The organism is Arthrobacter burdickii (assembly GCF_030433645.1).
GTDB classification, from domain to species: Bacteria; Actinomycetota; Actinomycetes; order Actinomycetales; family Micrococcaceae; genus Arthrobacter_D; species Arthrobacter_D burdickii.
In genome coordinates this window covers 1,601,680-1,624,310 of sequence record NZ_JAROCG010000001.1, presented here as the reverse complement: position 1 = coordinate 1,624,310, position 22,631 = coordinate 1,601,680, and the positions used below count along the sequence as shown (strand labels likewise).

General features: G+C 66.4%; 17 protein-coding genes and 1 tRNA gene. 2 read left to right on the top strand and 16 right to left on the bottom strand.

The window, feature by feature from the left end; translation table 11 throughout:
• Positions 1–107 precede the first annotated feature (107 nt).
• The 8 genes from fusA to P5G52_RS07530 all read right to left on the bottom strand — a co-directional run bounded on the left by fusA (position 108) and on the right by P5G52_RS07530 (position 14,992).
• Entirely contained in the window at positions 108–2,222 is a 2,115-nt protein-coding gene (gene fusA, locus P5G52_RS07565; protein ID WP_301226155.1) for an elongation factor G, read from the bottom strand.
• 87 nt (positions 2,223–2,309) lie between these two features.
• Positions 2,310–2,780 carry a 30S ribosomal protein S7 gene (gene rpsG / locus P5G52_RS07560; RefSeq protein WP_087076905.1) on the bottom strand — a complete coding sequence of 157 codons (471 nt, stop codon included), beginning with the start codon at positions 2,778–2,780 and terminating at the stop codon, positions 2,310–2,312.
• Position 2,781: 1 nt separating this feature from the next.
• Positions 2,782–3,156 carry a 30S ribosomal protein S12 gene (rpsL, locus tag P5G52_RS07555; RefSeq protein ID WP_087076907.1) on the bottom strand — a complete coding sequence of 125 codons (375 nt, stop codon included), beginning with the start codon at positions 3,154–3,156 and terminating at the stop codon, positions 2,782–2,784.
• Between the two features lie 366 nt (positions 3,157–3,522).
• A complete protein-coding gene (locus P5G52_RS07550; RefSeq protein WP_301226153.1) occupies positions 3,523–7,416 on the bottom strand; it encodes a DNA-directed RNA polymerase subunit beta' in 3,894 nt (1,297 codons plus the stop codon).
• Positions 7,417–7,591: 175 nt separating this feature from the next.
• Positions 7,592–11,101 (bottom strand): DNA-directed RNA polymerase subunit beta, encoded by a 3,510-nt coding sequence (gene rpoB, locus P5G52_RS07545; RefSeq protein WP_301226152.1) that lies wholly within the window; start codon positions 11,099–11,101, stop codon positions 7,592–7,594.
• A 313-nt stretch (positions 11,102–11,414) separates the two neighbouring features.
• Positions 11,415–13,034, bottom strand: a complete 1,620-nt coding sequence (gene crtI, locus P5G52_RS07540; RefSeq protein ID WP_301226150.1) for a phytoene desaturase family protein — start codon at positions 13,032–13,034, stop codon at positions 11,415–11,417.
• Positions 13,031–13,924 carry a phytoene/squalene synthase family protein gene (locus P5G52_RS07535; protein ID WP_301226148.1) on the bottom strand — a complete coding sequence of 298 codons (894 nt, stop codon included), beginning with the start codon at positions 13,922–13,924 and terminating at the stop codon, positions 13,031–13,033. Before P5G52_RS07535 ends, crtI begins: the two co-directional genes overlap by 4 nt.
• A 6-nt stretch (positions 13,925–13,930) precedes the next feature.
• The gene (locus tag P5G52_RS07530) at positions 13,931–14,992 is read right to left on the bottom strand and encodes a polyprenyl synthetase family protein (RefSeq protein WP_301226146.1); all 1,062 of its coding nucleotides are present in this window, start codon (positions 14,990–14,992) and stop codon (positions 13,931–13,933) included.
• 127 nt (positions 14,993–15,119) lie between these two features.
• On the opposite strand from P5G52_RS07530, the gene idi reads away from it, so the two are divergent.
• Positions 15,120–15,728 carry an isopentenyl-diphosphate Delta-isomerase gene (gene idi, locus P5G52_RS07525; RefSeq protein WP_301226144.1) on the top strand — a complete coding sequence of 203 codons (609 nt, stop codon included), beginning with the start codon at positions 15,120–15,122 and terminating at the stop codon, positions 15,726–15,728.
• Between the two features lie 79 nt (positions 15,729–15,807).
• Positions 15,808–17,007 (top strand): acetyl-CoA C-acetyltransferase, encoded by a 1,200-nt coding sequence (locus P5G52_RS07520; protein ID WP_301226142.1) that lies wholly within the window; start codon positions 15,808–15,810, stop codon positions 17,005–17,007.
• A gap of 105 nt (positions 17,008–17,112) precedes the next feature.
• Here the strand turns inward: P5G52_RS07520 and rplL are convergent, their stop codons facing one another.
• From rplL to P5G52_RS07480, 8 genes are all read right to left on the bottom strand, one after another.
• A complete protein-coding gene (rplL, locus tag P5G52_RS07515) occupies positions 17,113–17,493 on the bottom strand; it encodes a 50S ribosomal protein L7/L12 (protein WP_133082401.1) in 381 nt (126 codons plus the stop codon).
• A gap of 57 nt (positions 17,494–17,550) precedes the next feature.
• On the bottom strand, positions 17,551–18,150 hold the full coding sequence (gene rplJ, locus P5G52_RS07510; RefSeq protein WP_301226138.1) for a 50S ribosomal protein L10: 600 nt from the start codon (positions 18,148–18,150) through the stop codon (positions 17,551–17,553).
• Between the two features lie 264 nt (positions 18,151–18,414).
• On the bottom strand, positions 18,415–19,506 hold the full coding sequence (locus tag P5G52_RS07505; RefSeq protein ID WP_301226136.1) for a GNAT family N-acetyltransferase: 1,092 nt from the start codon (positions 19,504–19,506) through the stop codon (positions 18,415–18,417).
• A gap of 103 nt (positions 19,507–19,609) precedes the next feature.
• Positions 19,610–20,314, bottom strand: coding sequence for a 50S ribosomal protein L1 (gene rplA / locus P5G52_RS07500; protein ID WP_301226134.1), 705 nt, complete (start codon positions 20,312–20,314; stop codon positions 19,610–19,612).
• 147 nt (positions 20,315–20,461) lie between these two features.
• Positions 20,462–20,893 (bottom strand): 50S ribosomal protein L11, encoded by a 432-nt coding sequence (gene rplK / locus P5G52_RS07495; protein WP_087030133.1) that lies wholly within the window; start codon positions 20,891–20,893, stop codon positions 20,462–20,464.
• Positions 20,894–21,016: 123 nt separating this feature from the next.
• A complete protein-coding gene (gene nusG / locus P5G52_RS07490) occupies positions 21,017–21,946 on the bottom strand; it encodes a transcription termination/antitermination protein NusG (protein WP_301226131.1) in 930 nt (309 codons plus the stop codon).
• A 104-nt stretch (positions 21,947–22,050) separates the two neighbouring features.
• Positions 22,051–22,308, bottom strand: a complete 258-nt coding sequence (gene secE / locus P5G52_RS07485; protein WP_225437453.1) for a preprotein translocase subunit SecE — start codon at positions 22,306–22,308, stop codon at positions 22,051–22,053.
• A gap of 153 nt (positions 22,309–22,461) precedes the next feature.
• Positions 22,462–22,534: transfer RNA gene (locus tag P5G52_RS07480), tRNA-Trp, on the bottom strand.
• Positions 22,535–22,631: the final 97 nt, after the last annotated feature.

The window sequence follows — 22,631 nt, the reverse complement described above, 5'->3', positions numbered from 1 at the left end:
GAAATTGCTGTGCGCTGCCGGCCCGACCGGGCCGGCAGCTGGAGAGGGGGCCGACCTGCCCTCGGACAGGCCGGCTCTCTCCGGAAATCCCGTTTCCGGGAGGGGGCTTACTCGCCGCGCGTCTTCTGGATGATCTCGTCGGCTACCGCCTTCGGGACCTCCGAGTAGCTGTTGAACTGCATCGAGTACACTGCGCGACCCTGGGTCTTCGAGCGCAGGTCACCGATGTACCCGAACATTCCGGACAGCGGAACGAAGGCACGGATGACCTTCACGCCGCTGGCGTCCTCCATCGACTGCATCTGTCCACGGCGGGAGTTGAGGTCACCGATGACTTCACCCATGTATTCCTCAGGGGTGCGCACCTCGACGTCCATCAGCGGCTCGAGCAGGACGGGCTGCGCCATCCGAGCAGCTTCCTTGAACGCCATACGTCCGGCGATCTTGAAGGCCATTTCGGAGGAGTCGACGTCGTGGTAGGCGCCGTCGAGCAGCGTCGCCTTGATGCCGACGACCGGGTAACCGGCCAGCACGCCGTCGTTGAGTGCGTCCTGGATGCCGGCGTCGACACTCGGGATGTACTCGCGGGGAACGCGTCCACCGGTGACCTTGTTGTCGAACGAGTAGAGCTCGCCCTCGGACGTGTCCAGGGGTTCGATCGCGATCTGGATCTTCGCGAACTGGCCCGAACCACCGGTCTGCTTCTTGTGCGTGTAGTCGTGCTTGGCGACGACGCGCTTGATGGTTTCACGGTAGGCGACCTGGGGCTTGCCCACGTTCGCCTCGACCTTGAACTCGCGGCGCATGCGGTCCACCAGGATGTCCAGGTGGAGCTCGCCCATGCCGGCGATGATCGTCTGCCCGGTGTCCTCGTTGAGGGACACCTGGAAGGTGGGATCCTCGGCCGAGAGCTTCTGGATGGCCGTGGAGAGCTTCTCCTGGTCACCCTTCGTCTTGGGCTCGATGGCCACCGAGATCACGGGAGCCGGGAAGCTCATGGACTCGAGGACGATCTGGTTGGCCGAGTCGGACAGGGTGTCACCGGTGGTGGTGTCCTTCAGGCCGATCGCTGCGTAGATGTGGCCGGCAAGGGCTTCCTCGACGGGAATCTCCTTGTTGGCGTGCATCTGGAACAGCTTGCCGATGCGCTCCTTCTTCGACTTCGTCGAGTTGGTCACCTGCGTGCCGGCGGACACCTGGCCCGAGTACACGCGGATGAACGTCAGCTGGCCGAAGAACGGGTGCGTCGCAACCTTGAACGCGAGGGCCGAGAACGGCTCCTCCGTGCTGGGCTTGCGCGTCAGCTCGGTCTCTTCGTCCCGGGGATCGTGGCCGATCATCGGGGGGACGTCGAGGGGCGAGGGCAGGTAGTCGATGACGGCGTCGAGCATCGGCTGCACTCCGCGGTTCTTGAACGCGGAACCGCAGAGGATCGGGTAGAGCTCGGAGTTGATCGTCATCTTGCGGATGCCGGCCTTCAGCTCCGCGATGGAGATCTCTTCGCCCTCGAGGTACTTGTTCATGAGCTCGTCGGAGGACTCGGCGACGGTCTCGACGAGCGTCGCGCGGTACTCCTCGGCCTTCTCCTGGAGGTCGGCGGGGATCTCCTGGACCTCGTACTTCGCACCCATGGTCACGTCACCCTTGACATCGCCGGGCCAGACGAGGGCGCGCATGTGGAGCAGGTCGACGACGCCGATGAAGTCGTTCTCGGCGCCGATCGGGAGCTGCAGCACGAGGGGCTTGGCGCCCAGGCGGCTGATGATGGTGTCGACGGTGAAGTAGAAGTCGGCGCCCAGCTTGTCCATCTTGTTGACGAAGCAGATGCGGGGCACTTCGTACTTGTCGGCCTGGCGCCACACGGTCTCCGACTGGGGCTCAACGCCCTCCTTGCCGTCGAACACGGCGACGGCGCCGTCGAGGACGCGCAGTGAGCGCTCGACCTCGACGGTGAAGTCGACGTGCCCGGGGGTGTCGATGATGTTGATCTGGTTGTTCTCCCAGAAGCAGGTCACGGCGGCAGACGTGATGGTGATGCCGCGCTCCTTCTCCTGTTCCATCCAGTCGGTGGTGGAGGCGCCGTCGTGCGTCTCACCGATCTTGTGGTTTACACCCGTGTAGAACAGGATGCGCTCGGTAGTGGTGGTCTTGCCGGCATCGATGTGGGCCATGATGCCGATGTTGCGGACCTTGTTGAGGTCGGTAAGCACGTCCTGTGCCACGGTGTCTCCCTTATTACGAAAATGGAGTTCTGCTGGACCGCCGGCCGGGCCGTCCCTGGTGGGGTTCCGGCCCGGCCGGCAGATCTGCTACCAGCGGTAGTGTGCGAAGGCCTTGTTCGACTCGGCCATCTTGTGCGTGTCTTCACGGCGCTTGACTGCGGCACCGAGACCGTTGGAAGCGTCCAGGATCTCGTTCTGGAGGCGCTCGGTCATGGTCTTCTCGCGACGGGCCTTGGAGTAGCCGACGAGCCAGCGAAGGGCCAGGGCGGTCGAACGACCGGGCTTGACCTCGACGGGGACCTGGTAGGTGGCTCCACCCACACGGCGTGAGCGGACCTCGAGGGTCGGCTTCACGTTGTCCATGGCCTTCTTGAGGGCTGCCACGGGGTCGCCACCTGACTTGGCGCGTGCGCCTTCGAGGGCACCGTAGACGATGCGCTCAGCGGTGGACTTCTTGCCGTCGACGAGCACCTTGTTGATCAGCTGCGTGACCAGGGGTGAACCGTAGACGGGATCGAGTACGAGCGGCCGCTTGGGGGCCGGGCCCTTACGAGGCATATTACTTCTTCTCCATCTTTGCGCCGTAGCGGCTGCGAGCCTGCTTGCGGTTCTTCACGCCCTGGGTGTCGAGCGCGCCACGGATGATCTTGTATCGGACACCGGGAAGGTCCTTCACACGTCCGCCGCGCACGAGCACGATGGAGTGTTCCTGAAGGTTGTGACCGACACCGGGGATGTAGGCGGTAACTTCGATGCCACCGTTGAGGCGCACGCGGGCGACCTTGCGGAGAGCCGAGTTCGGCTTCTTCGGGGTGGTGGTGTAGACGCGGGTGCAAACGCCGCGCTTCATGGGGCTGCCCTTGAGTGCGGGCGCCTTGGTCTTGGAGACCTTAGGTGACCGGCCCTTGCGGACCAGCTGGTTAATCGTAGGCACTTTCGTGTTCTCCGTAATGTCAGAAGATGAGATCCCTGTCGCCCTACTCCGCGGTTGCGGCCGCTTCGCAGGGCCCCGCCATCCAGAGGTCGGGATGATCAGTCGTTTGGCGCACTACCAACGAACAAGCTGCCGCGAAACGACTGTAGGCGTGCGAAAATGTGGCATTCGTTGTACAACTTACGTACAACGCGGAGATACGTTTCGCAACGCCGATCCTTTGCCACACAAACAATTGGTCCCAAGTCTACCAGAGATCCGGCATGCCCCTTCGCGTACCCCGCTCCCCGCTGGCGGGCGACGACGGGGCGAACGGGAAAGGCCCCGGACCTAGTGGTCCGGGGCCTTTCCGTCCGACAGTCAGGTTCAGCGGAAGTCGCTGTTGCCCATGTCGTAGTCGTCCAGCGGGATGGCGTGGAACTCGGGGCTCAGGCCACCCTCGACACCGGCGTAGTCGAAGTCGCTGAACGCGCTCGGACCGGTGAAGAGGTTCGCCTTGGCTTCCTCGGTGGGCTCGACCGTGACCTTCGTGTAGCGGTCCAGGCCGGTACCGGCCGGGATGAGCTTACCGATGATGACGTTCTCCTTGAGGCCCAGCAGCGGATCGCTCTTGCCTTCCATGGCGGCCTGCGTGAGGACACGCGTGGTCTCCTGGAAGGAAGCGGCCGACAGCCACGACTCGGTGGCGAGCGACGCCTTGGTGATACCCATGAGCTCGGGACGGCCGGACGCCGGCTTCTTGCCCTCGGATACCACGCGACGGTTCTCGTCCTCGAAGCGGCGACGCTCTGCCAGCTCACCGGGGAGCAGGTCCGACTCGCCGGACTCGATCACGGTGACGCGACGCAGCATCTGGCGGACGATGACCTCCACGTGCTTGTCGTGGATGCCCACACCCTGGCTGCGGTACACGCGCTGGACCTCGTCCACCAGGAACTCCTGCGCCTTGCGGGGGCCCAGGATACGCAGGATCTGCTTCGGGTCGACCGCACCGAAGACGAGCTGCTGCCCAACCTCGACGTGGTCGCCGTCGGCGACCAGGAGGCGTGCACGCCGGAGGACCGGGTACGCGATCTCCTCGGAGCCGTCATCCGGGGTGACCACCAGGCGAAGCTGCTTCTCGGCATCCTCGATGGTGACGCGCCCTGCGACCTCGGAGATCGGGGCGACACCCTTGGGGGTACGCGCCTCGAAGAGCTCCTGGATACGGGGCAGACCCTGGGTGATGTCCTCCGCCGATGCGACACCACCGGTGTGGAAGGTACGCATGGTCAGCTGGGTACCGGGCTCACCGATGGACTGTGCGGCGATGATGCCGACGGCCTCTCCGATGTCCACGGTCTTGCCGGTCGCGAGCGAACGGCCGTAGCACAGGGCACAGGTTCCGACACTGGACTCACAGGTGAGCACAGAGCGGACCTTGATCTCGGCGATACCGGCCTCGAACAGTTCACCGATGAGCACGTCCCCGACGTCGGAGCCCGCGGCAGCGAGCACCTCCCCCTTGGAATCGACGACGTCGGTGGCCAGCGTACGTGCGTACGCCGAGTTCTCGACCTCCTCGTGCAGCACCAGCTCGCCATCGGCGTTCGGCACGGCGATGGTGACCTTCAGGCCACGCTCGGTCCCGCAGTCGTCCTCGCGGACGATGACGTCCTGCGAGACGTCGACCAGGCGTCGGGTCAGGTAACCCGAGTTGGCCGTACGCAGGGCGGTGTCGGCGAGGCCCTTACGGGCACCGTGCGTCGCGATGAAGTACTCCAGGACCGACAGGCCCTCGCGGTACGAGGACTTGATCGGACGAGGGATGATCTCGCCCTTCGGGTTGGCCACGAGGCCACGGATACCGGCGATCTGGCGGACCTGCAGCCAGTTACCACGGGCACCGGAGGACACCATGCGGTTGATGGTGTTGTCCTTCGGCATCGCGTCGCGCATGGATGCGGCAACCTCGTTGGTCGCCTTGTTCCAGATGTCGATGAGCTCCTGGCGGCGCTCCTCGTCGGCGATGAGCCCCTTGTCGAACTGCGACTGGACCTTGGCGGCCTGCGTCTCGTAGCCCTCCATGATGCCGGCCTTGTTGATCGGCGCGGAGATGTCCGAGATGGCGACGGTGACGCCCGAGCGGGTTGCCCAGTAGAAACCGGCGTCCTTCAGGTTGTCCAGCGTTGCCGCCGTGACGACCTTCGGGTAGCGCTCCGCCAGATCGTTGACGATCGTCGAGAGCTGGCCCTTGTCAGCGACCTTCTCCACCCAGGGGTAGTCCAGGGGAAGCGTCTCGTTGAACAGGACCTGTCCGAGCGAGGTCTCGATCAGCGCCGGCGTACCGGGCTCCCAGCCCTCGGGAGCCTCGATGTCGGCACTGGGCACGAAGTTGTCCACGCGGATCCGGACCACCGAGTTGAGGTGGAGCGAGCCCATGTCGAACGCCATGATCGCCTCGGCGACGCTGGTGAAGACGCGGCCTTCGCCGGCACTTCCCTCACGCTTGGTGGTGAGGTGGTGCAGACCGATGATCATGTCCTGCGAGGGCAGGGTGACCGGACGGCCGTCGGACGGCTTCAGGATGTTGTTCGAGGAGAGCATCAGGATGCGCGCCTCGGCCTGGGCCTCGGGGCTCAGCGGCAGGTGGACTGCCATCTGGTCGCCGTCGAAGTCCGCGTTGAACGCACCACAGACCAGGGGGTGCAGCTGGAGGGCCTTGCCTTCCACCAGCTGCGGCTCGAACGCCTGGATGCCGAGGCGGTGCAGGGTAGGTGCACGGTTCAGCAGCACGGGGTGCTCGGTGATGATCTCTTCGAGGACGTCCCACACCTGGGGGCGGTAACGCTCGACCATGCGCTTGGCGCTCTTGATGTTCTGCGCGTGGTTGAGGTCAACCAGGCGCTTCATCACGAACGGCTTGAAGAGCTCCAGGGCCATCTGCTTGGGCAGACCACACTGGTGCAGCTTCAGCTGCGGGCCGACAACGATGACCGAACGGCCCGAGTAGTCGACGCGCTTGCCGAGGAGGTTCTGGCGGAAACGACCCTGCTTGCCCTTGAGCATGTCCGAGAGGGACTTCAGGGGACGGTTGCCCGGTCCGGTGACCGGACGGCCACGGCGGCCGTTGTCGAACAGGGAGTCGACCGCTTCCTGCAGCATGCGCTTCTCGTTGTTCACGATGATCTCGGGAGCTCCGAGGTCCAGCAGGCGCTTGAGGCGGTTGTTCCGGTTGATGACGCGGCGGTACAGGTCGTTGAGGTCGGACGTCGCGAAACGGCCACCGTCGAGCTGGACCATCGGGCGCAGTTCCGGCGGGATCACCGGCACGGCGTCGAGGACCATGCCCAGGGGGCTGTTCGTCGTCGTCAGGAACGCGTTGACCACCTTGAGGCGCTTCAGGGCGCGCGTCTTCCGCTGGCCCTTGCCGTTCTGGATGATGTCGCGCAGCATCTCTGCCTCGGCAGGCATGTCGAAGTTCTCGAGGCGCTTCTTGATCGCCTCGGCGCCCATGGAGCCCTCGAAGTACAGGCCGTAGCGGTCGCGCAGCTCGCGGTAGAGTCCTTCGTCGCCCTCGAGGTCTGCGACCTTCAGGGTCTTGAAGCGCTCCCACACCTGGACCAGGCGCTCGATGTCGGCGTCGGCGCGCTTGCGGACGTTCGCCATCTGGCGGTCGGCCGAGTCGCGTGCCTTCTTCTTGTCGGCAGCCTTGGCGCCTTCGCCCTCGAGACGGGCAAGCTCGTCCTCGAGGTCCTTGGCGATCGCGGCGATGTCGGAGTCACGCTGGTCCGTCATCTGCTTCTTCTCGAGGTCGTGCTCGGCCTGGAGGTTCGGCAGTTCGGCGTGGCGGTTCTCCTCGTCGACCGAGGTGATCATGTAGGCCGCGAAATAGATGACCTTCTCGAGGTCCTTCGGAGCCAGGTCGAGGAGGTAGCCGAGGCGCGAGGGGACGCCCTTGAAGTACCAGATGTGCGTGACGGGAGCAGCAAGCTCGATGTGCCCCATGCGCTCACGGCGCACCTTGGCGCGGGTCACCTCGACGCCGCAGCGCTCACAGATGATGCCCTTGAAGCGCACACGCTTGTACTTGCCGCAGTAGCACTCCCAGTCACGGGAAGGGCCGAAGATCTTCTCGCAGAAGAGGCCGTCCTTCTCGGGCTTGAGCGTGCGGTAGTTGATGGTTTCCGGCTTCTTGACCTCGCCGTAAGACCAGCCGCGGATTTCGTCCGCGGTGGCAAGGCCGATTCGCATGAGGCCGAAGGAGGATTCGCTGGACATAGGGTCCCTGTTCTCTCTTTGTTCTCTAAATTCTTGAAGTCTTGTGGGGTGCGGCGGGGAGCTAGGCCCATACCGGACCGGTGTTCGAGGAAGCGGCCTTCAATATTTCAAGGCCGTCCGCGGCCGCCAGAAATTTCGTTGGCCGCGTTCGAACACCGGTTCGGTGTGGTGAAACCTAGACTTCCTCGACAGAACTCGGCTCGGCCCGTGACAGGTCGATGCCCAGTTCCTCCGCGGCCCGGAAGACTTCTTCATCCGAGTCACGCATTTCAATCGTGGTGCCGTCGGTGGAGAGGACTTCCACGTTCAGGCAGAGCGACTGCATTTCCTTGATCAAGACCTTGAAGGACTCGGGAACGCCCGGCTCGGGGATGTTCTCGCCCTTGACGATGGCCTCGTACACCTTGACGCGTCCGTGGATGTCGTCCGACTTGATGGTGAGGAGTTCCTGCAGCGTGTAGGCCGCACCGTAGGCCTCGAGGGCCCACACTTCCATCTCACCGAAACGCTGTCCGCCGAACTGTGCCTTACCACCCAGCGGCTGCTGCGTGATCATGGAGTACGGGCCGGTGGAGCGCGCGTGGATCTTGTCGTCCACCAGGTGGTGGAGCTTCAGGATGTACATGTAGCCGACGGAGATCGGGTCCGGGAACGGCTCGCCGGAGCGGCCGTCGAACAGGCGCGCCTTGCCGGACTCGCCGATGAGGCGCTGTCCGTCGCGGGTGACGTTCGTGGATCCGAGCAGGCCGACGATCTCGTCCTCGGTGGCGCCGTCGAACACGGGGGTTGCGACGGTGGTCGAGGAGATCTCCCGGGGAAGGTTCGGGAGGTTCTTCATCCACTCGGGCTCGCCCTCGATCTTCCAGCCCTGCTTGGCTGCCCAGCCGAGGTGGATCTCGAGGACCTGGCCGACGTTCATGCGTCCGGGGACGCCGAGCGGGTTCAGGACGATGTCGACGGGGGTGCCGTCCTCGAGGAACGGCATGTCCTCGATCGGGAGGATCTTGGAGATGACGCCCTTGTTGCCGTGGCGGCCTGCGAGCTTGTCACCGTCCGTGATCTTGCGCTTCTGTGCCACGTAGACGCGGACCAGCTGGTTCACGCCCGGGGGCAGCTCGTCGTCGTTGTCGCGGTCGAAGATGCGCACGCCGATGACCGTTCCGGACTCGCCGTGGGGGACCTTCAGCGAGGTGTCGCGGACTTCGCGGCTCTTCTCGCCGAAGATGGCGCGCAGCAGGCGCTCCTCGGGGGTCAGCTCGGTCTCACCCTTGGGGGTGACACGGCCGACGAGGATGTCGCCGGCTTCGACCTCGGCACCGATGTGGATGATGCCGCGCTCGTCGAGCGCACCGAGGACCTCCTCGGAGACGTTCGGGATGTCACGCGTGATCTCCTCGGCACCGAGCTTGGTGTCGCGGGCATCGACTTCGTGCTCCTCGATGTGGATCGACGTCAGGACATCGTCGGAGACGATGCGCTGCGACAGGATGATCGCGTCCTCGAAGTTGTGACCCTCCCAGGACATGAACGCGACCAGCATGTTCTTGCCCAGCGCGAGCTCACCCTGGTCCGTGGACGGACCGTCGGCGATGATCGAGTTGTACTCGAGGCGGTCGCCCTCGGAGACCAGGACACGCTGGTTGTACGCGTTGCCCTGGTTCGAGCGGGCGAACTTCATGATCGGGTAGTTCGTCTCGGTGCCGTCGTCGTTGAGGACGCTGACCAGGTCGGCCGACACCTCCTTGACCACGCCTGCCTTCGTCGCGGTGACGGCGTCACCGGCGTCGACGGCTGCGTTCTTCTCCATGCCGGTGCCCACGAGGGGACGCTCGGAACGGAGCAGGGGCACGGCCTGGCGCTGCATGTTCGCACCCATGAGGGCGCGGTTGGCGTCGTCGTGCTCCAGGAACGGGATCATCGCGGTCGCGACGGACACCATCTGGCGCGGGGAGACGTCCATGTACTCGACCTCGGCGGGCTCGACGAGCACGGGCTCGCCGGAACCACCACGCGTCCGCACAAGGACCATGTCCTCGGTGAACGTGTTGTTCGCGTCGAGGGGCGCGTTCGCCTGGGCGATGAGGCGCTCCACCTCGTCGTCGGCGGTCAGGTAGTCGATCTGGTCGGTGACGATGCCGTCGACGACCTTGCGGTACGGGGTCTCGATGAAGCCGAACGCGTTGATGCGGCCGTACGAGGCGAGCGAACCGATGAGGCCGATGTTCGGGCCTTCAGGGGTTTCGATCGGGCACATGCGTCCGTAGTGCGACGGGTGGACGTCACGGACTTCCATGCCTGCGCGGTCACGGGAGAGACCACCCGGGCCCAGCGCGGACAGGCGACGCTTGTGCGTCAGGCCGGCGAGCGGGTTGTTCTGGTCCATGAACTGCGACAGCTGGGAGGTTCCGAAGAACTCCTTGATGGCGGCCACGACGGGACGGATGTTGATCAGGGTCTGCGGCGTGATGGCCTCGACGTCCTGGGTGGTCATCCGCTCGCGGACGACGCGCTCCATGCGGGACAGGCCCGTGCGGACCTGGTTCTCGATGAGCTCGCCCACGGCGCGGATGCGGCGGTTGCCGAAGTGGTCGATGTCGTCGACCTCGACGCGGAGCTCGACGTCTCCGCCGTCGCGCTTGCCGCCGAGGGTCTTGTCGCCGGCATGCAGGGCGACCAGGAACTTGATCATCGCGACGATGTCGTCGATGTTCAGCACCGAGGCGTCGGAATCCGTGAGGTCCTTGTCGATGCCGAGCTTGCGGTTGATCTTGTACCGGCCGACCTTGGCGAGGTCGTAGCGCTTCGGGTTGAAGTACAGGTTGTCCAGGAGGGTCTGGGCAGCCTCGACCGTGGGGGGCTCACCCGGACGCAGCTTGCGGTAGATGTCGAGGAGGGCGTCCTCGCGGGTCTCCGTCGCGTCCTTCTCCATGGTGGCGCGGATGGAGTCGTACTGGCCGAACTCCTCCAGGATCTGGCCTTCGGTCCAGCCGAGGGCCTTGAGGAGCACGGTGACCGACTGCTTGCGCTTGCGGTCGAGACGGACGCCGACCTGGTCACGCTTGTCGATCTCGAGCTCGAACCAGGCACCACGCGACGGGATGATCTTCGCGCTGAAGATGTCCTTGTCACTGGTCTTGTCCGCGGTGCGCTCGAAGTAGGCACCGGGTGAACGGACGAGCTGCGACACGACGACACGCTCGGTGCCGTTGATGACGAAGGTGCCCTTGTCGGTCATGAGGGGGAAGTCACCCATGAACACGGTCTGCTGCTTGATCTCGCCCGTGTTGTTGTTCATGAACTCGGCCTTGACGTACAGCGGGGCGGAGTAGGTCGCGTCGCGATCCTTGCACTCGGCCATCGTGTACTTGGGGTCTGCGAATTCCGGCTCGGAGAAGCTCAGGGACATGGTGCCCTGGAAGTCCTCGATCGGGGAGATCTCTTCGAAGATGTCAGCCAGCCCGGAGGTCGTGGCTACACCCTGCAGCCCCTTCTCCAGCGCTTCCTCAACGCGGGCCTTCCAGCGCTCGTTGCCGACGAGCCAGTCGAAGCTGTCCGTCTGGAGGGCGAGAAGATTGGGAACTTCAAGCGGTTCGTGAATCTTTGCGAATGAGAGCCGGGGTGCGGCGCCGTCGGCGTCGACCTGGCTGGTAGCGGTTGCATTATTAGAGGTGCTCGGGGCGACCAAGAGGGATCCTTCCACAGACCGTCAGGCTTGTCAGCGCATTCGCCTCAGCACCGCCACCGCAGTATGCTGCGGGGATCTCAGTGCCCACCAGTGTCCGCCCGCGTGACCCCAACCGTATGGCCAGGTTAAACAACGAGAGCAGAGCAAAGCCCACCGCTATATGAAGGCTGAGGTTTAGAGGGAAGACGCAAAGAACTACGTTACGGCATGCGTAGCGTAAAGTCCAATAGCTCCTCTCCCCTCCCTGCGTCAAGCCCACCACACCTGGTGGGGAGGACGTCCTGCCGGTAGCATCCGGCGGCCGGGGTCCGTCCTACCCGGCGGCAGGCTCCGGCAGCGGCCCCGTGCTGGTGTCGCCGCGCAGCCGTTTGACGATGAGTTCCGCACTGATGAGGCACATGGGGATGCCGATGCCGGGAACCGTGGAACTCCCCGCGTAGAAGAGGTTGCCGACCTTCGCGCTGCGGTTCGAGCCGCGGAAGAACGCGCTCTGCTTCAGGATGTGCGCCGGACCGAGCGACGTACCGCGCCACGCATTGAGGTCGTCGGCGAAGTCCTGCGGCCCGTAGCTGCGGCGGACGACGATGCGCTCGGCCAGATCGGGGATACCTGCCCACTCCGAGATCTGGCCGATGACGGCGTCGGCCAGGTCCTCGACCCTCGCGTCTCCCCCGCGCTCGAGCCCTCCCCTGCCGATCGTGACGTCCGCCGGGATGGGCACGAGAACGAACACGTTCTCGTGGCCGGCTGGGGCCACGGAACCGTCCGTGGCGCTCGGGCGGCACACGTACAGCGATGCCGGTGACGGCACGGAGGTCTCCTTGCCGAAGATCCGCCCGAAGTTGTCGCGCCAGTCCGTCGTGAACAGCAGGGTGTGGTGTTCGAGCTGCGGCAGGCTTCCCCGGACGCCCAGGTAGAGGAGCAGCGCACTGGGACCGGGCACGCGCTTCTGCCAGTACCCCTCCGGGTACGTCTGCAGGTCCGCCGGCAGCATCGTGGTCTCGGTGTGGTGGAGGTCCGCGGCGGACACGACGATGTCGGCACCGATCGACGTCGTCGTACCGTTCGTGCGGTAGGTGACCCCGCGCACCGTCGCGGCCCGGCGGTCGAGGGGGGACCTGCCGGGCGTCCGGGGCTCGGTGTCGATCGAGACGACGTCGGCGTCGGTGCGGATCTCGACGCCGGCGGCCACCGCCACCCGGCGCATCCCGTCGATGAGGGTGCTGAAACCGCCCATCGGGTAGAGCACGCCGTCGTCGAGGTCGAGGTGGCTCATCAGGTGGTACATGCTCGGCGCGTCGAAGGGCGAGCTGCCGAGGAACACGGCCGGGTAGCCGAGGATCTGCTGGATGCGCGGGTCCTGGAAGCGCTTCTCGACGAAGGACTGCAGCGGCTGGAGGAGCAGCGACGCGATCCGCGGGAGCCGGGCGAGGACGTCGGGCCGGACGAAGGGCAGGAAGGACTGGAAGGTCGAGTAGAGGAAACGCTTCTTGGCGATCTCGTAGGCGTCCTCCGCGGAGTCGAGGTACTTCGACAGCTGCTCGCCGGCGCCGGCCTCGAGGGATTCGAAAAGCTTGGTGACGGCTTCCCGGTCCGCGGGGACGTCGACCGCCCCGCCCTCCTCGAAGACGACGCGGTAGCCGGGATCGAGCTTCACGAGGTCGAGCTGCTCCGCGGCGCTCGTGCCCATCAGCCGGAAGAAGTGGTCGATCACCTCGGGCATCAGGTACCAGGACGGGCCGGTGTCGAAGCGGAAACCGCCCTGCTCCCAGGAACCGGCGCGGCCGCCCACCTGTCCGCGCTTCTCCAGGAGGGTGACGCTGTGCCCTTCACGGGCCAGCAGGGCCGACGTCGCGAGCCCGCCGATCCCGCCGCCGATGACGACGACGTCCTTGGCTGCCACGCGTATCCGCCCGCTCTGCTGGGGTGTCATGCCGACCTCTCCTGCGCGGCGAGTTCCGGTGCCGCGCGACCGGTGAAGGCTTGCGCCAGAATGCGGAGCTTGACCGGGGTGGGCACCCGGACCCGCGCCCGCAGGAGTTCGTCGGCCGGCGTGCGGCGCAGCCTGGCGGCGAGCTCGGTGAACAGTCCCTGTGCGAGGGTGACGGCGCGCCGCGGCGTCGGGGGCAGGCCCGGGAGCGCGGCGGCCGAGATGCGCAGGTCCCGGTCGATGTCGTCCAGGAGGCGGATCTTGTCCGCCTCCGTGAAGTTCCCCGGCCGCACGCCCGGGAAGTAGCTGCGGCCGAGGGTGGAGAAGTCCTCGGCGAGGTCCCGGAGGAAATTGATCTTCTGGAAGGCGGCGCCGAGGTGCCTCGCGCCGTCCACGAGCACGGCGTCCTCCTCCGGCGTTCCGGTCCGGCCGACGAGGAAGGCCCGCAGGCACATCAGCCCGACGACCTCCGCGGACCCGTAGACGTACAGGTCGAAGGACTCCTGCGTGTGCTCGCTCCGGGTGAGGTCGGCGCGCATGGAGGCGAAGAAGGGCCGGGTGAGGTCGACGCCGATGCCCGTGGCCCGTGCCGTGAGGGCGAAGGCGTGCACCACCAGGTTTGTGCTGTAGCCGGTGGTCATGGCCGTCTCGGTGTCACGCTCGAGGTCGTCCAGGAGTCGTCCGACCTCGTCCACCGGCAGCCCAGCTCCGGCAGCGGCGCCGTCCACGACCTCGTCGGCGACGCGCACCAGCGCATACACGGACTCGATGGAGGCGCGCGTGGTGCGGTCGAGGATGCGCGAGGCCATGCCGAAGGACGTCGAGTAGCAGCGGATGACCTCCGCGGAGGTTTTGAGCGCTGCCGCGTTGTAGCGTGCGAGCGGATCGTTCACGCCCACTCAGTGCACCCTGTCCACGACGGCCGTCACCACGGGGTGGAGGGCGGACCGCAGTGCGGAGGGCACGACGTCGGAGTCGAGGTGGGTGCGGGCGCGTGCGGCGTACTCGGCGGCGAGGTCCGAGGAGTAGTCCTTGGCACCGCTGTCGACGAGGATGCGCCGGACGAAGTCGGCGTCCGCCGCCGACATCCCGGGACTGCCGACGAGGGCCGAGATGTCCTCCCATTCCGGCCGCGCGGAGACGTAGGACAGGAGCGCGGTCCGCTTGCCCTCGCGCAGGTCTCCCCAGTTCGTCTTCCCGGTGCGCGTCTCGTTCCCGAAGACACCGAGCAGGTCGTCGGCGATCTGGTAGGCGATGCCGGCGTCCCGCCCGAAATCGCCGAGGCGGGCGATGAGCTCCTCGTCGGCGCCGGCGAGGACGGCACCTGCCTGGAGGGGTCCCTCGAAGGAGTAGACGGAGGTCTTGAGCCGGGCCATGTCGACGATGGCCTCCAGGGACGGCATGGCCGGATCCAGGGAGGTCTCGATGTCGAGGAACTCCCCCGCGGCGGACGCGAAGACCGCCTCGTCGAGGATGTCCCCGAGCCGGCGTCGAACGGCGGGGGGCGCCTCGACCCGCTCGAGCAGCCGGTAGGCGTTCGAGAGCGCCAGGTCCCCGGCGATGACCCCGGCGGAGAGGCCGACGTGATGTGCTCCCTCGGGTGACATGCCTGCCCCCTCGGCGATGGTGCGGTAGCGGCCGGAGACGTTGGGGATCCCGCGGCGGACGAAGTCGCGGTCGATCACGTCGTCGTGCACGATCAGGGCCGTATGGAGCAGCTCGAAGGCAGCACCGACCTCGGCCGCATTGGCGAGGTCGCGGCCGCCGAGCATCTGGTAGGCGGACATCACCATGCGGGGCCGGAATCGCTTCCCGCCGGCGGTACACCGCTCGAGGGTCTCCCAGAGGGCGTGGTACCCCGGTCCGATCCTCGCGGCACGGGCCTTGGACTCCTCGAAGAACCGCTCGAGCGCACTCTCGACCTGTTCGAGCCCGGCGGGCTCGACCAGCAGAGTGTCCATGTCCATAGGTAAAGTAAACAACGGATATGGCGCCCTGACGACACGTCGGGTGTATACAGCCGGGCCGGCCACCCGGCTGGAGCGAACCCCGCGTACCGCACGGACGATCAGCGAAAAGAGTGCCACGATGGCGAGCGAAGCAGGATATACGGCGCAGCGGACGGGCATCGACGGCGGTACGGGTCCGGAGACCGAGGTCGTGGTGCTGCTCGCCGAGGACGGCACTCCCGTCGGAACGCACCCCAAGGCGACCGTCCACACGCTCGACACCCCCCTGCACCTGGCCTTTTCCACGCACGTGTTCGACGACGCCGGTCGCATCCTCGTCACGCGCCGCGCCCTCGGCAAGAAGGCCTGGCCCGGCGTCTGGACCAACTCCTTCTGCGGGCACCCCGCACCGGACGAGCCGTTCGAGGACGCCGTCCAGCGGCGCGCGGCCCAGGAGCTCGGCTTCAGGGTCGCGGACATCCGACCCGCACTGCCGGAGTTCAGGTACCGAGCCGTGGACGCCTCGGGCATCGTCGAGAACGAGATCTGCCCCGTCTACACGGCCGTGGCGGACAGCCCCGTGGCTCCGCTGCCCGCCGAGGTCATGGACTACCAGTGGGTCGACGCACGCGAACTCGTACGTGCCGTCACCGCGACGCCGTGGGCGTTCAGTCCCTGGCTCACCCTGCAGCTCCCCCTGCTCTACCCGGAGGGCGCCGACGGCCCCGGACCCCGCGACGTCCCCTGAACGGCGGCGCAGCGGAAGCGCCACCAAAAAGTCCTAGTCTGGTAGCGGCACCATTTCAACGACGAAAGAGAGTTTCGCCATGGCGACACCCACGCCATCCCCCGACGACGTCGTCCTCGTCGGCGGCGCCCGCACACCCCTCGGGCGCCTCAACGGGCAGCTCGCCTCCTTCACCGCCGTCGAGCTCGGCGCACTGGCCATCACGGGAGCGCTGGAGCGCGCGGGCGTCGCTGCCTCCGCCGTGGACGCCGTCATCATGGGTCACGTGGTCCAGGCCGGCTGCGGCCAGAACCCGGCCCGGCAGTCCGCGGTCAAGGCGGGCATCCCCTGGAACGTCCCGGCCGTCACCGTCAACAAGGTCTGCCTCTCCGGCCTCACCGCCGTGATCGACGCCGCCCGCCTGATCCGCGGCGGCGAGGCGCGCGTCGTCGTCGCCGGAGGCCAGGAGTCGATGACCCGCGGACCCCACCTGCTGCCCGGCTCCCGCCAGGGCTGGACCTACGGGTCCATTCCCGCCCTCGATTCGGTGGCGCACGACGGCCTGACCGATGCCTTCGACGACGAGTCGATGGGAGCGTCGACGGAGCGCGGGAACGTCCGTCTCGAGATCGACCGCACGGCCCAGGACGGGGTCGCGGCGGCGTCGCACCAGCGTGCGGCCGCCGCGACGGACAGCGGCGTGCTGACCGAGGAGATCGTCCCGGTCCGGGTGCCGCAGCGCAAGGGCGACGACGTCGTCCTCACCAGCGACGAAGGTATCCGGCCGGCCACGACCGTCGAGTCCCTCGCGAAGCTCCGGCCGGCGTTCAATCCGGACGGCGCGATCACGGCGGGCAACTCCTCGCCCCTGTCCGACGGCGCCGCGGCGCTCGTCGTGACCACACGCTCCTACGCCGAGGAATCCGGACTGACGGTGCTGGCCGTCGTCGGGCGGCCGGGCCAGGTCGCGGGACCGGACAACACGCTCCACTCGCAGCCGTCCGAGGCGATCAAGCAGGCCCTCGGGCGGGCCGGCTGGACGGCCGGAGACCTCGACTTCATCGAGATCAACGAGGCGTTCGGGTCCGTGGCCGTCCAGTCCCTCAAGGACCTCGACTACCCGCTCGAGAAGTGCAACATCCATGGAGGGGCCATCGCACTCGGGCACCCCATCGGTGCGTCCGGTACACGGCTCGCCCTCCACGCCGCGATGGAGCTGGCCCGCCGGGGCACCGGGAAGGCCGCCGTGAGCCTCTGCGGCGGCGGCGGCCAGGGTGAAGCCCTCCTCCTCTGGCGCTGAGCGGCTCCGGCCCGGAACACGAAAGAGCCCCGCTTCGCGAGAAGCGGGGCTCTTTCGTGTACTGCGGCAACACCGGCCTTCGCCGGGCTGCGGGTGCAGCGGGTGTTACTTGAGGGTGACGGTGGCGCCGGCGGCCTCGAGGGCCTCCTTGGCCTTGTCTGCAGCTTCCTTGGTGACGCCCTCGAGGACGGCCTTGGGGGCGCTGTCGACAACGTCCTTGGCTTCCTTCAGGCCCAGCGAGGTGAGGGCGCGAACTTCCTTGATCACTGCGATCTTCTTGTCGCCAGCAGCCTCGAGGACGACGTCGAAGGAGGTCTGCTCCTCTTCGGCGGCTTCGCCGGCTCCGCCACCGGCGGGGCCTGCAACTGCAACTGCAGCAGCGGTGACATCGAAGGTCTCCTCGAACAGCTTTACGAAGTCCGAGAGTTCAATGATGGACAGTTCCTTGAAAGCTTCAATGAGCTCTTCGTTGGTGAGCTTCGCCATGGGAGGCGTCCTTCCTTTAGTGGTGCACTGCACCGGAGTGTGGGGATCGAAGCGAAACTAGTTCGCTTCGGTTGCTGCGGCTTCCTCGGCGGGAGCCTCCGCGGCAGCTTCTGCAGGAGCAGCGGCTTCCTCGGCAGCAGGAGCGTCAGCGTCGGCTGCAGGTGCAGCGCCGCTTCCCTCCTCGAGCTTGATGCGCAGTGCATCGACGCTGCGGGCCAGGGCGGACATCGGCGCCTTGAGGACACCTGCCACCCGGGCGAGCTGGAGTTCGCGCGACTCGAGGGCTGCCAGGGCAACGACCTCGGATGCGTCGAGGGCCTTGCCCTCGAAGATTCCAGTCTTGATGACGAGCTTCGGGTTGGCTTTCGCGAAATCCGTGAGGCTCTTGGCCGCAGCAACGGCGTCACCCTTGATGAAGGCGATCGCGGTGGGTCCGGACAGCTGGCCATCGAACGCGTCGATGCCGGCTTCCTTTGCCGCGATGCCCGTCAAGGTGTTCTTGACGACGGAGAACTTCGTGTCCGTGCCAAGGGCACGGCGCAGTTCCTTGAGCTGAGCAACAGTGAGCCCGCGGTATTCGGTCAGGACAGCCGCGGTGGAGTCCTTGAAATCGGTGGTGATCTCGTCCACTGCAGAAACCTTTGTTGGCGTTGCCATAACCCTCCTTCCGGGGAATATGCGCCGGTCTTCCAGCTCCAATAAAAAACGCCCCGCGCAGATGCACGGGGCTTTGCTCGACACGGGCACAGGCCGGTGGAGAGGAGCTTCGTTCACCTGCGTAGGCCGTCCCTCACGGGAACTTTCGGATCCTGTTCCTTTTCCGGGCCGCGCAGGAGTGCGCTGCAGGAAGGGGAGATGGATCGACCGACGGTCTTTGGTAGTTAAAGCCTACGTGACTCTGCGGGTTCGACCAAATCCACGCTAGCCGAGGGTCTTCTGCCATCCGGCCGTGCGGCCCGACGGACGGAAGCCCAGTGCGACGTTGACGTCGAGCATGTGGGAGTTCTCCTCGGCGTTCCACGTGTAGATGCGCTGTGCGGTCGGCCATTCGTCGAGCACGCGCCGCAGGTTCGCCGCCTTGAGCCACAGGCCCAGCCTGTGCCCACGGTGCCCGCCGAGCACCAGGGTGTCCTCCTGGTACACCACGGCGGGCTTCGCCTCCGACCGGTCGAGGATGGTGTGCCCGACCAGCTGTCCGCTCGCGGTATGGCGGACGGCGCAGACCAGGGTCTCGGCACCGGCCATGCGGGCGCGGTCCTCCTCCCGCCGGATGCGGTCGGCGTCCCACGCCTCCTCCTCCTGGGCGAACCCGCCGAGCGGCGGATCGGTGCTCATCCTCTGGCGCAGGAGCGAATAGTCGTCGATGAGGTCCTCCGGGCAGCTGTCCGTCCAGCCCACGAGGTCGTAGTCCCCGGAGCCCACGGCGCGCGCCTCGCGCTCCTGCCGCGCGATGCCGTCCCGCCCGCCCTGCACGTCGGCGAGGTGCAGGACGCTCTGCCGATCCACCTGCACCAGCTCGAATCCCGACCGCAGGGCAAGAATGGCCGACGGATCGGTTGCCGGGAACGAGCCGGCGCCGGAGGCCGGTACGAGGACCGGGCCCGCCTCCGGCCCGTCGTCGACGCGCACTTCGCTCCAGGCCATGGCGATGGAGCGGCCCCGGTCCGCCATCTCCTGCTCCGCGAAGGCAAGGAGCGCGGTGGCGATCCCCTGCCTCCGGTAGGACGGCAGGACCTCGATCTGCACGACGGCGCTCCGCAGGTTGTCCCGAGGCGGGATGCCGATGCCCACGTTCGCGACGATGCGCCCGCGGTCCCTCGCGACACCCAGGACGAACCCCCGGTCCGCCGTCGGCTGGTCCCTGGCGAGCCGCTCCGCCGGATCCATCCCGTGGTCGTCGTGACCCCAGATCGCACGCTCGACGGCGTCCGACACGCGGGCGCTCTGTGCGAAGTCGTCCCCTTCGGGCTCGGCGAGGGTTGCGGGGACGCGGAGCAGGCTGATCGCCGTCATGCGCCGAGCATAGCCCTACCCGGTCGGGGTCCCGGCCGGGCTGGACTCCCTTAAACGCAGAAGCCCCGCGGCTCGCGCCGCGGGGCTTCTGCAGGGACCCGCCTTAGGAGGCGTAGACCTTGGTGACGTTCGGGTCGACGGGGATGCCGGGACCGAAGGTGGTCGAAACCGTTGCCTTCTGGATGTAGCGGCCCTTCGAAGCCGAAGGCTTCAGTCGGAGGATTTCCTCGAGCGCTGCGGCGTAGTTCTCGCCCAGCTTCTGCTCGTCGAAGGAGACCTTGCCGATGATGAAGTGGAGGTTCGAGTGCTTGTCGACGCGGAAGTCGATCTTTCCACCCTTGATGTCGGTGACAGCCTTGGCGACGTCCGCCGTGACCGTACCGGTCTTCGGGTTCGGCATCAGGTTGCGGGGGCCGAGGATCTTTCCGAGGCGTCCCACCTTGCCCATGAGGTCAGGGGTTGCAACCGCGGCGTCGAAGTCGGTCCAGCCGCCGGAAACCTTCTCGATCATGTCGTCGGAGCCGACGAAGTCAGCGCCGGCCGCGATGGCCGCCTCTGCCTTCTCGCCGGTCGCGAAGACCAGGACACGGGCGGTCTTGCCGGTGCCGTGGGGGAGGTTCACGGTGCCACGGACCATCTGGTCCGCCTTGCGGGGGTCCACTCCGAGACGGAAGGACACCTCGACCGTGGCGTCGAACTTGGAAGGGTTGGATTCCTTCGCGAGGACTACCGCTTCGAGGGGGGCGTACTGCTTGTCCGCCTCGATCTTCGCGGCAGCGTCCTTGTATGCTTTGCTGCGCTGTGCCATCTGCTTGTTCTCCTTATGCAGTCGTGGTCTGCGGACCGCGCCGGGCCCTGCCACTCACGCCGTCGTCCGCGGGATGCGGCGCCGTCGTGCTGTGAAATGGTGGTGTGCCCTGTCCGGCGGTGCCGGACGGAGCGGGAGGGAGGGGTATTAGCCCTCGACCGTGATGCCCATGGAGCGGGCGGTGCCGGCGATGATCTTGGCAGCTGCCTGCACATCGTTGGCGTTGAGGTCTTCCATCTTCATGGTGGCGATCTCTTCGACCTGGGCGTTGGTCAGCTTCGCAACCTTGACGGTGTGCGGCGTGCCCGAGCCCTTGGCGACTCCGGCTGCCTTCTTGATCAGCTCGGCCGCCGGCGGGGTCTTGGTGATGAAGGTGAACGAGCGGTCCTCGTACACCGTGATCTCCACGGGGATGACGTTTCCGCGCTGGGATTCCGTGGCGGCGTTGTATGCCTTGCAGAATTCCATGATGTTGACACCGTGCTGGCCAAGTGCGGGACCAATCGGAGGAGCCGGGTTGGCGGCGCCTGCATTGATCTGCAGCTTGATGAGGCCGGTGACCTTTTTCTTGGGGGCCATGAAAGGGTCCTTCTCTTGCATTGCGTTCCTGCGGGACAGGAGCGTCCCGCAGGGTGGTGGCCGTCATGGCGTGACGGCCTTCACGACGCTTCCCGGCCAAGCACGCCGGGAGTCGTCGAAGCTTTACTGGATCTTGGTGACCTGGTTGTACGAGAGCGTGACCGGGGTCTCGCGCTCGAAGATCGAGACGAGCACGACGAGCTGCTGCGACTCGTGCTTGATCTCGGAGATCGTCGCCGGAAGGGTCTCGAAGGGGCCCTCGTTGACGGTGACGGACTCGCCGACCTCGAAGTTGACGGTGGCGGGCGTGAACTGGGGCTGGACCGGCTTGCCCGACTCGGCGTCGGTGTGGACGATCGTGTGCTCGAGCATCGAGAACACCTCGTTGAGGCTCAGCGGGACCGGGTTGTGGGCGTTGCCCACGAATCCGGTGACACCCGGCGTGTGGCGGACCGCACCCCAGGACTCGTCGGTGAGTTCCATGCGGACCAGCACGTAGCCGGGGATACGCACGCGGTTGACGATCTTCCGCGTGGTGTTCTTGATCTCGACGACCTCTTCCATCGGCACCTGGATCTCGAAGATGTAATCTTCCATGTCCAGCGTCTGGATGCGGGTCTCGAGGTTCGCCTTCACGCGGTTCTCGTAGCCTGCGTAGGAGTGGATGACGTACCAGTCACCCTCCTGGCGGCGGAGCCTGGCCTTGAAGGCGGCAACGGGGTCCTCGGCGGGAGCTTCCTCCGAAGCCTCCCCGGCCTCGTCCGCGTCGGATGCGGCGGCATCGTCGACGGCGTCGGAGGCAGTGGCCTCGATCTCGTCGTAGTCGGCATCCACGTCGGTGTCTACCTCGTCGTCGGTCTCGTCGGCTTCGACGTCGTCGGCGAGGAGCCCGTCCTCGGCGGCGACATCGGTAGCGGCAGGGTAGTCAGCCGCGTCGGAGTCGTCCGCAGGCACGTCGGATTCGAAGGCGTCGACCTCCGCCTCCGTTCCGTACTCCTCGTTCTCCAGACCATCTTCGGGAGTGATCTGCCGTTCGAGTTCTTGCTCGGACACCTAGCCGCCTGCTTTCTGACATTCTTCGGAAGTTGTTCTGCTTGCCTGTACTCAGCCCGACACGTCAACAGCGGTGCCGGAACCTGCATTCCCGGAGGACGGCGTCAGCTGTCGCCGAAGACCCACACCGCGCCGGCCCCGAACAGGAGGTCCAGGGCGGTCACGAGGAGCATCATGATGACCACGAAGGCGAGGACGGTGATGGTGAACCGAACCAGTTCCCGGCGGGTGGGCGTGACGACCTTCCCGAGTTCCGCGAGGACCTGGCGGATGAACAGCATGATGCGTCCGAAGAACCCGCGCTGGGGAGCCTTCTTCTCGGAGGGGCTTCCCTTGGAGCTGCTCGCAGCCGTATCGGTCACCGTCAACCTCATCAATCTGTGTGGTGTTCCAGCCGGACCACCAGTGGCGCCCCCAGCTGATCATGTTTACCGCCGCGCGGGGCCTGTGCCTGCGCCGGGGCTTCGTGATCTGTTTCTGCCGGGCCTTCGCGATCCATCCGCGAAGGCCACGCGCAGGGCAGACAGGACTCGAACCTGCAACCTGCGGTTTTGGAGACCGCTGCGCTACCAATTGCGCCACTACCCTTTGGTTCGAAACCGGTACAGCTTCCACTCCGGCCGGCCCGGTGCGGGCAGGAACCATCATGGTGTTTCAACACCGAGGAACAAGTCTACGCAATCAC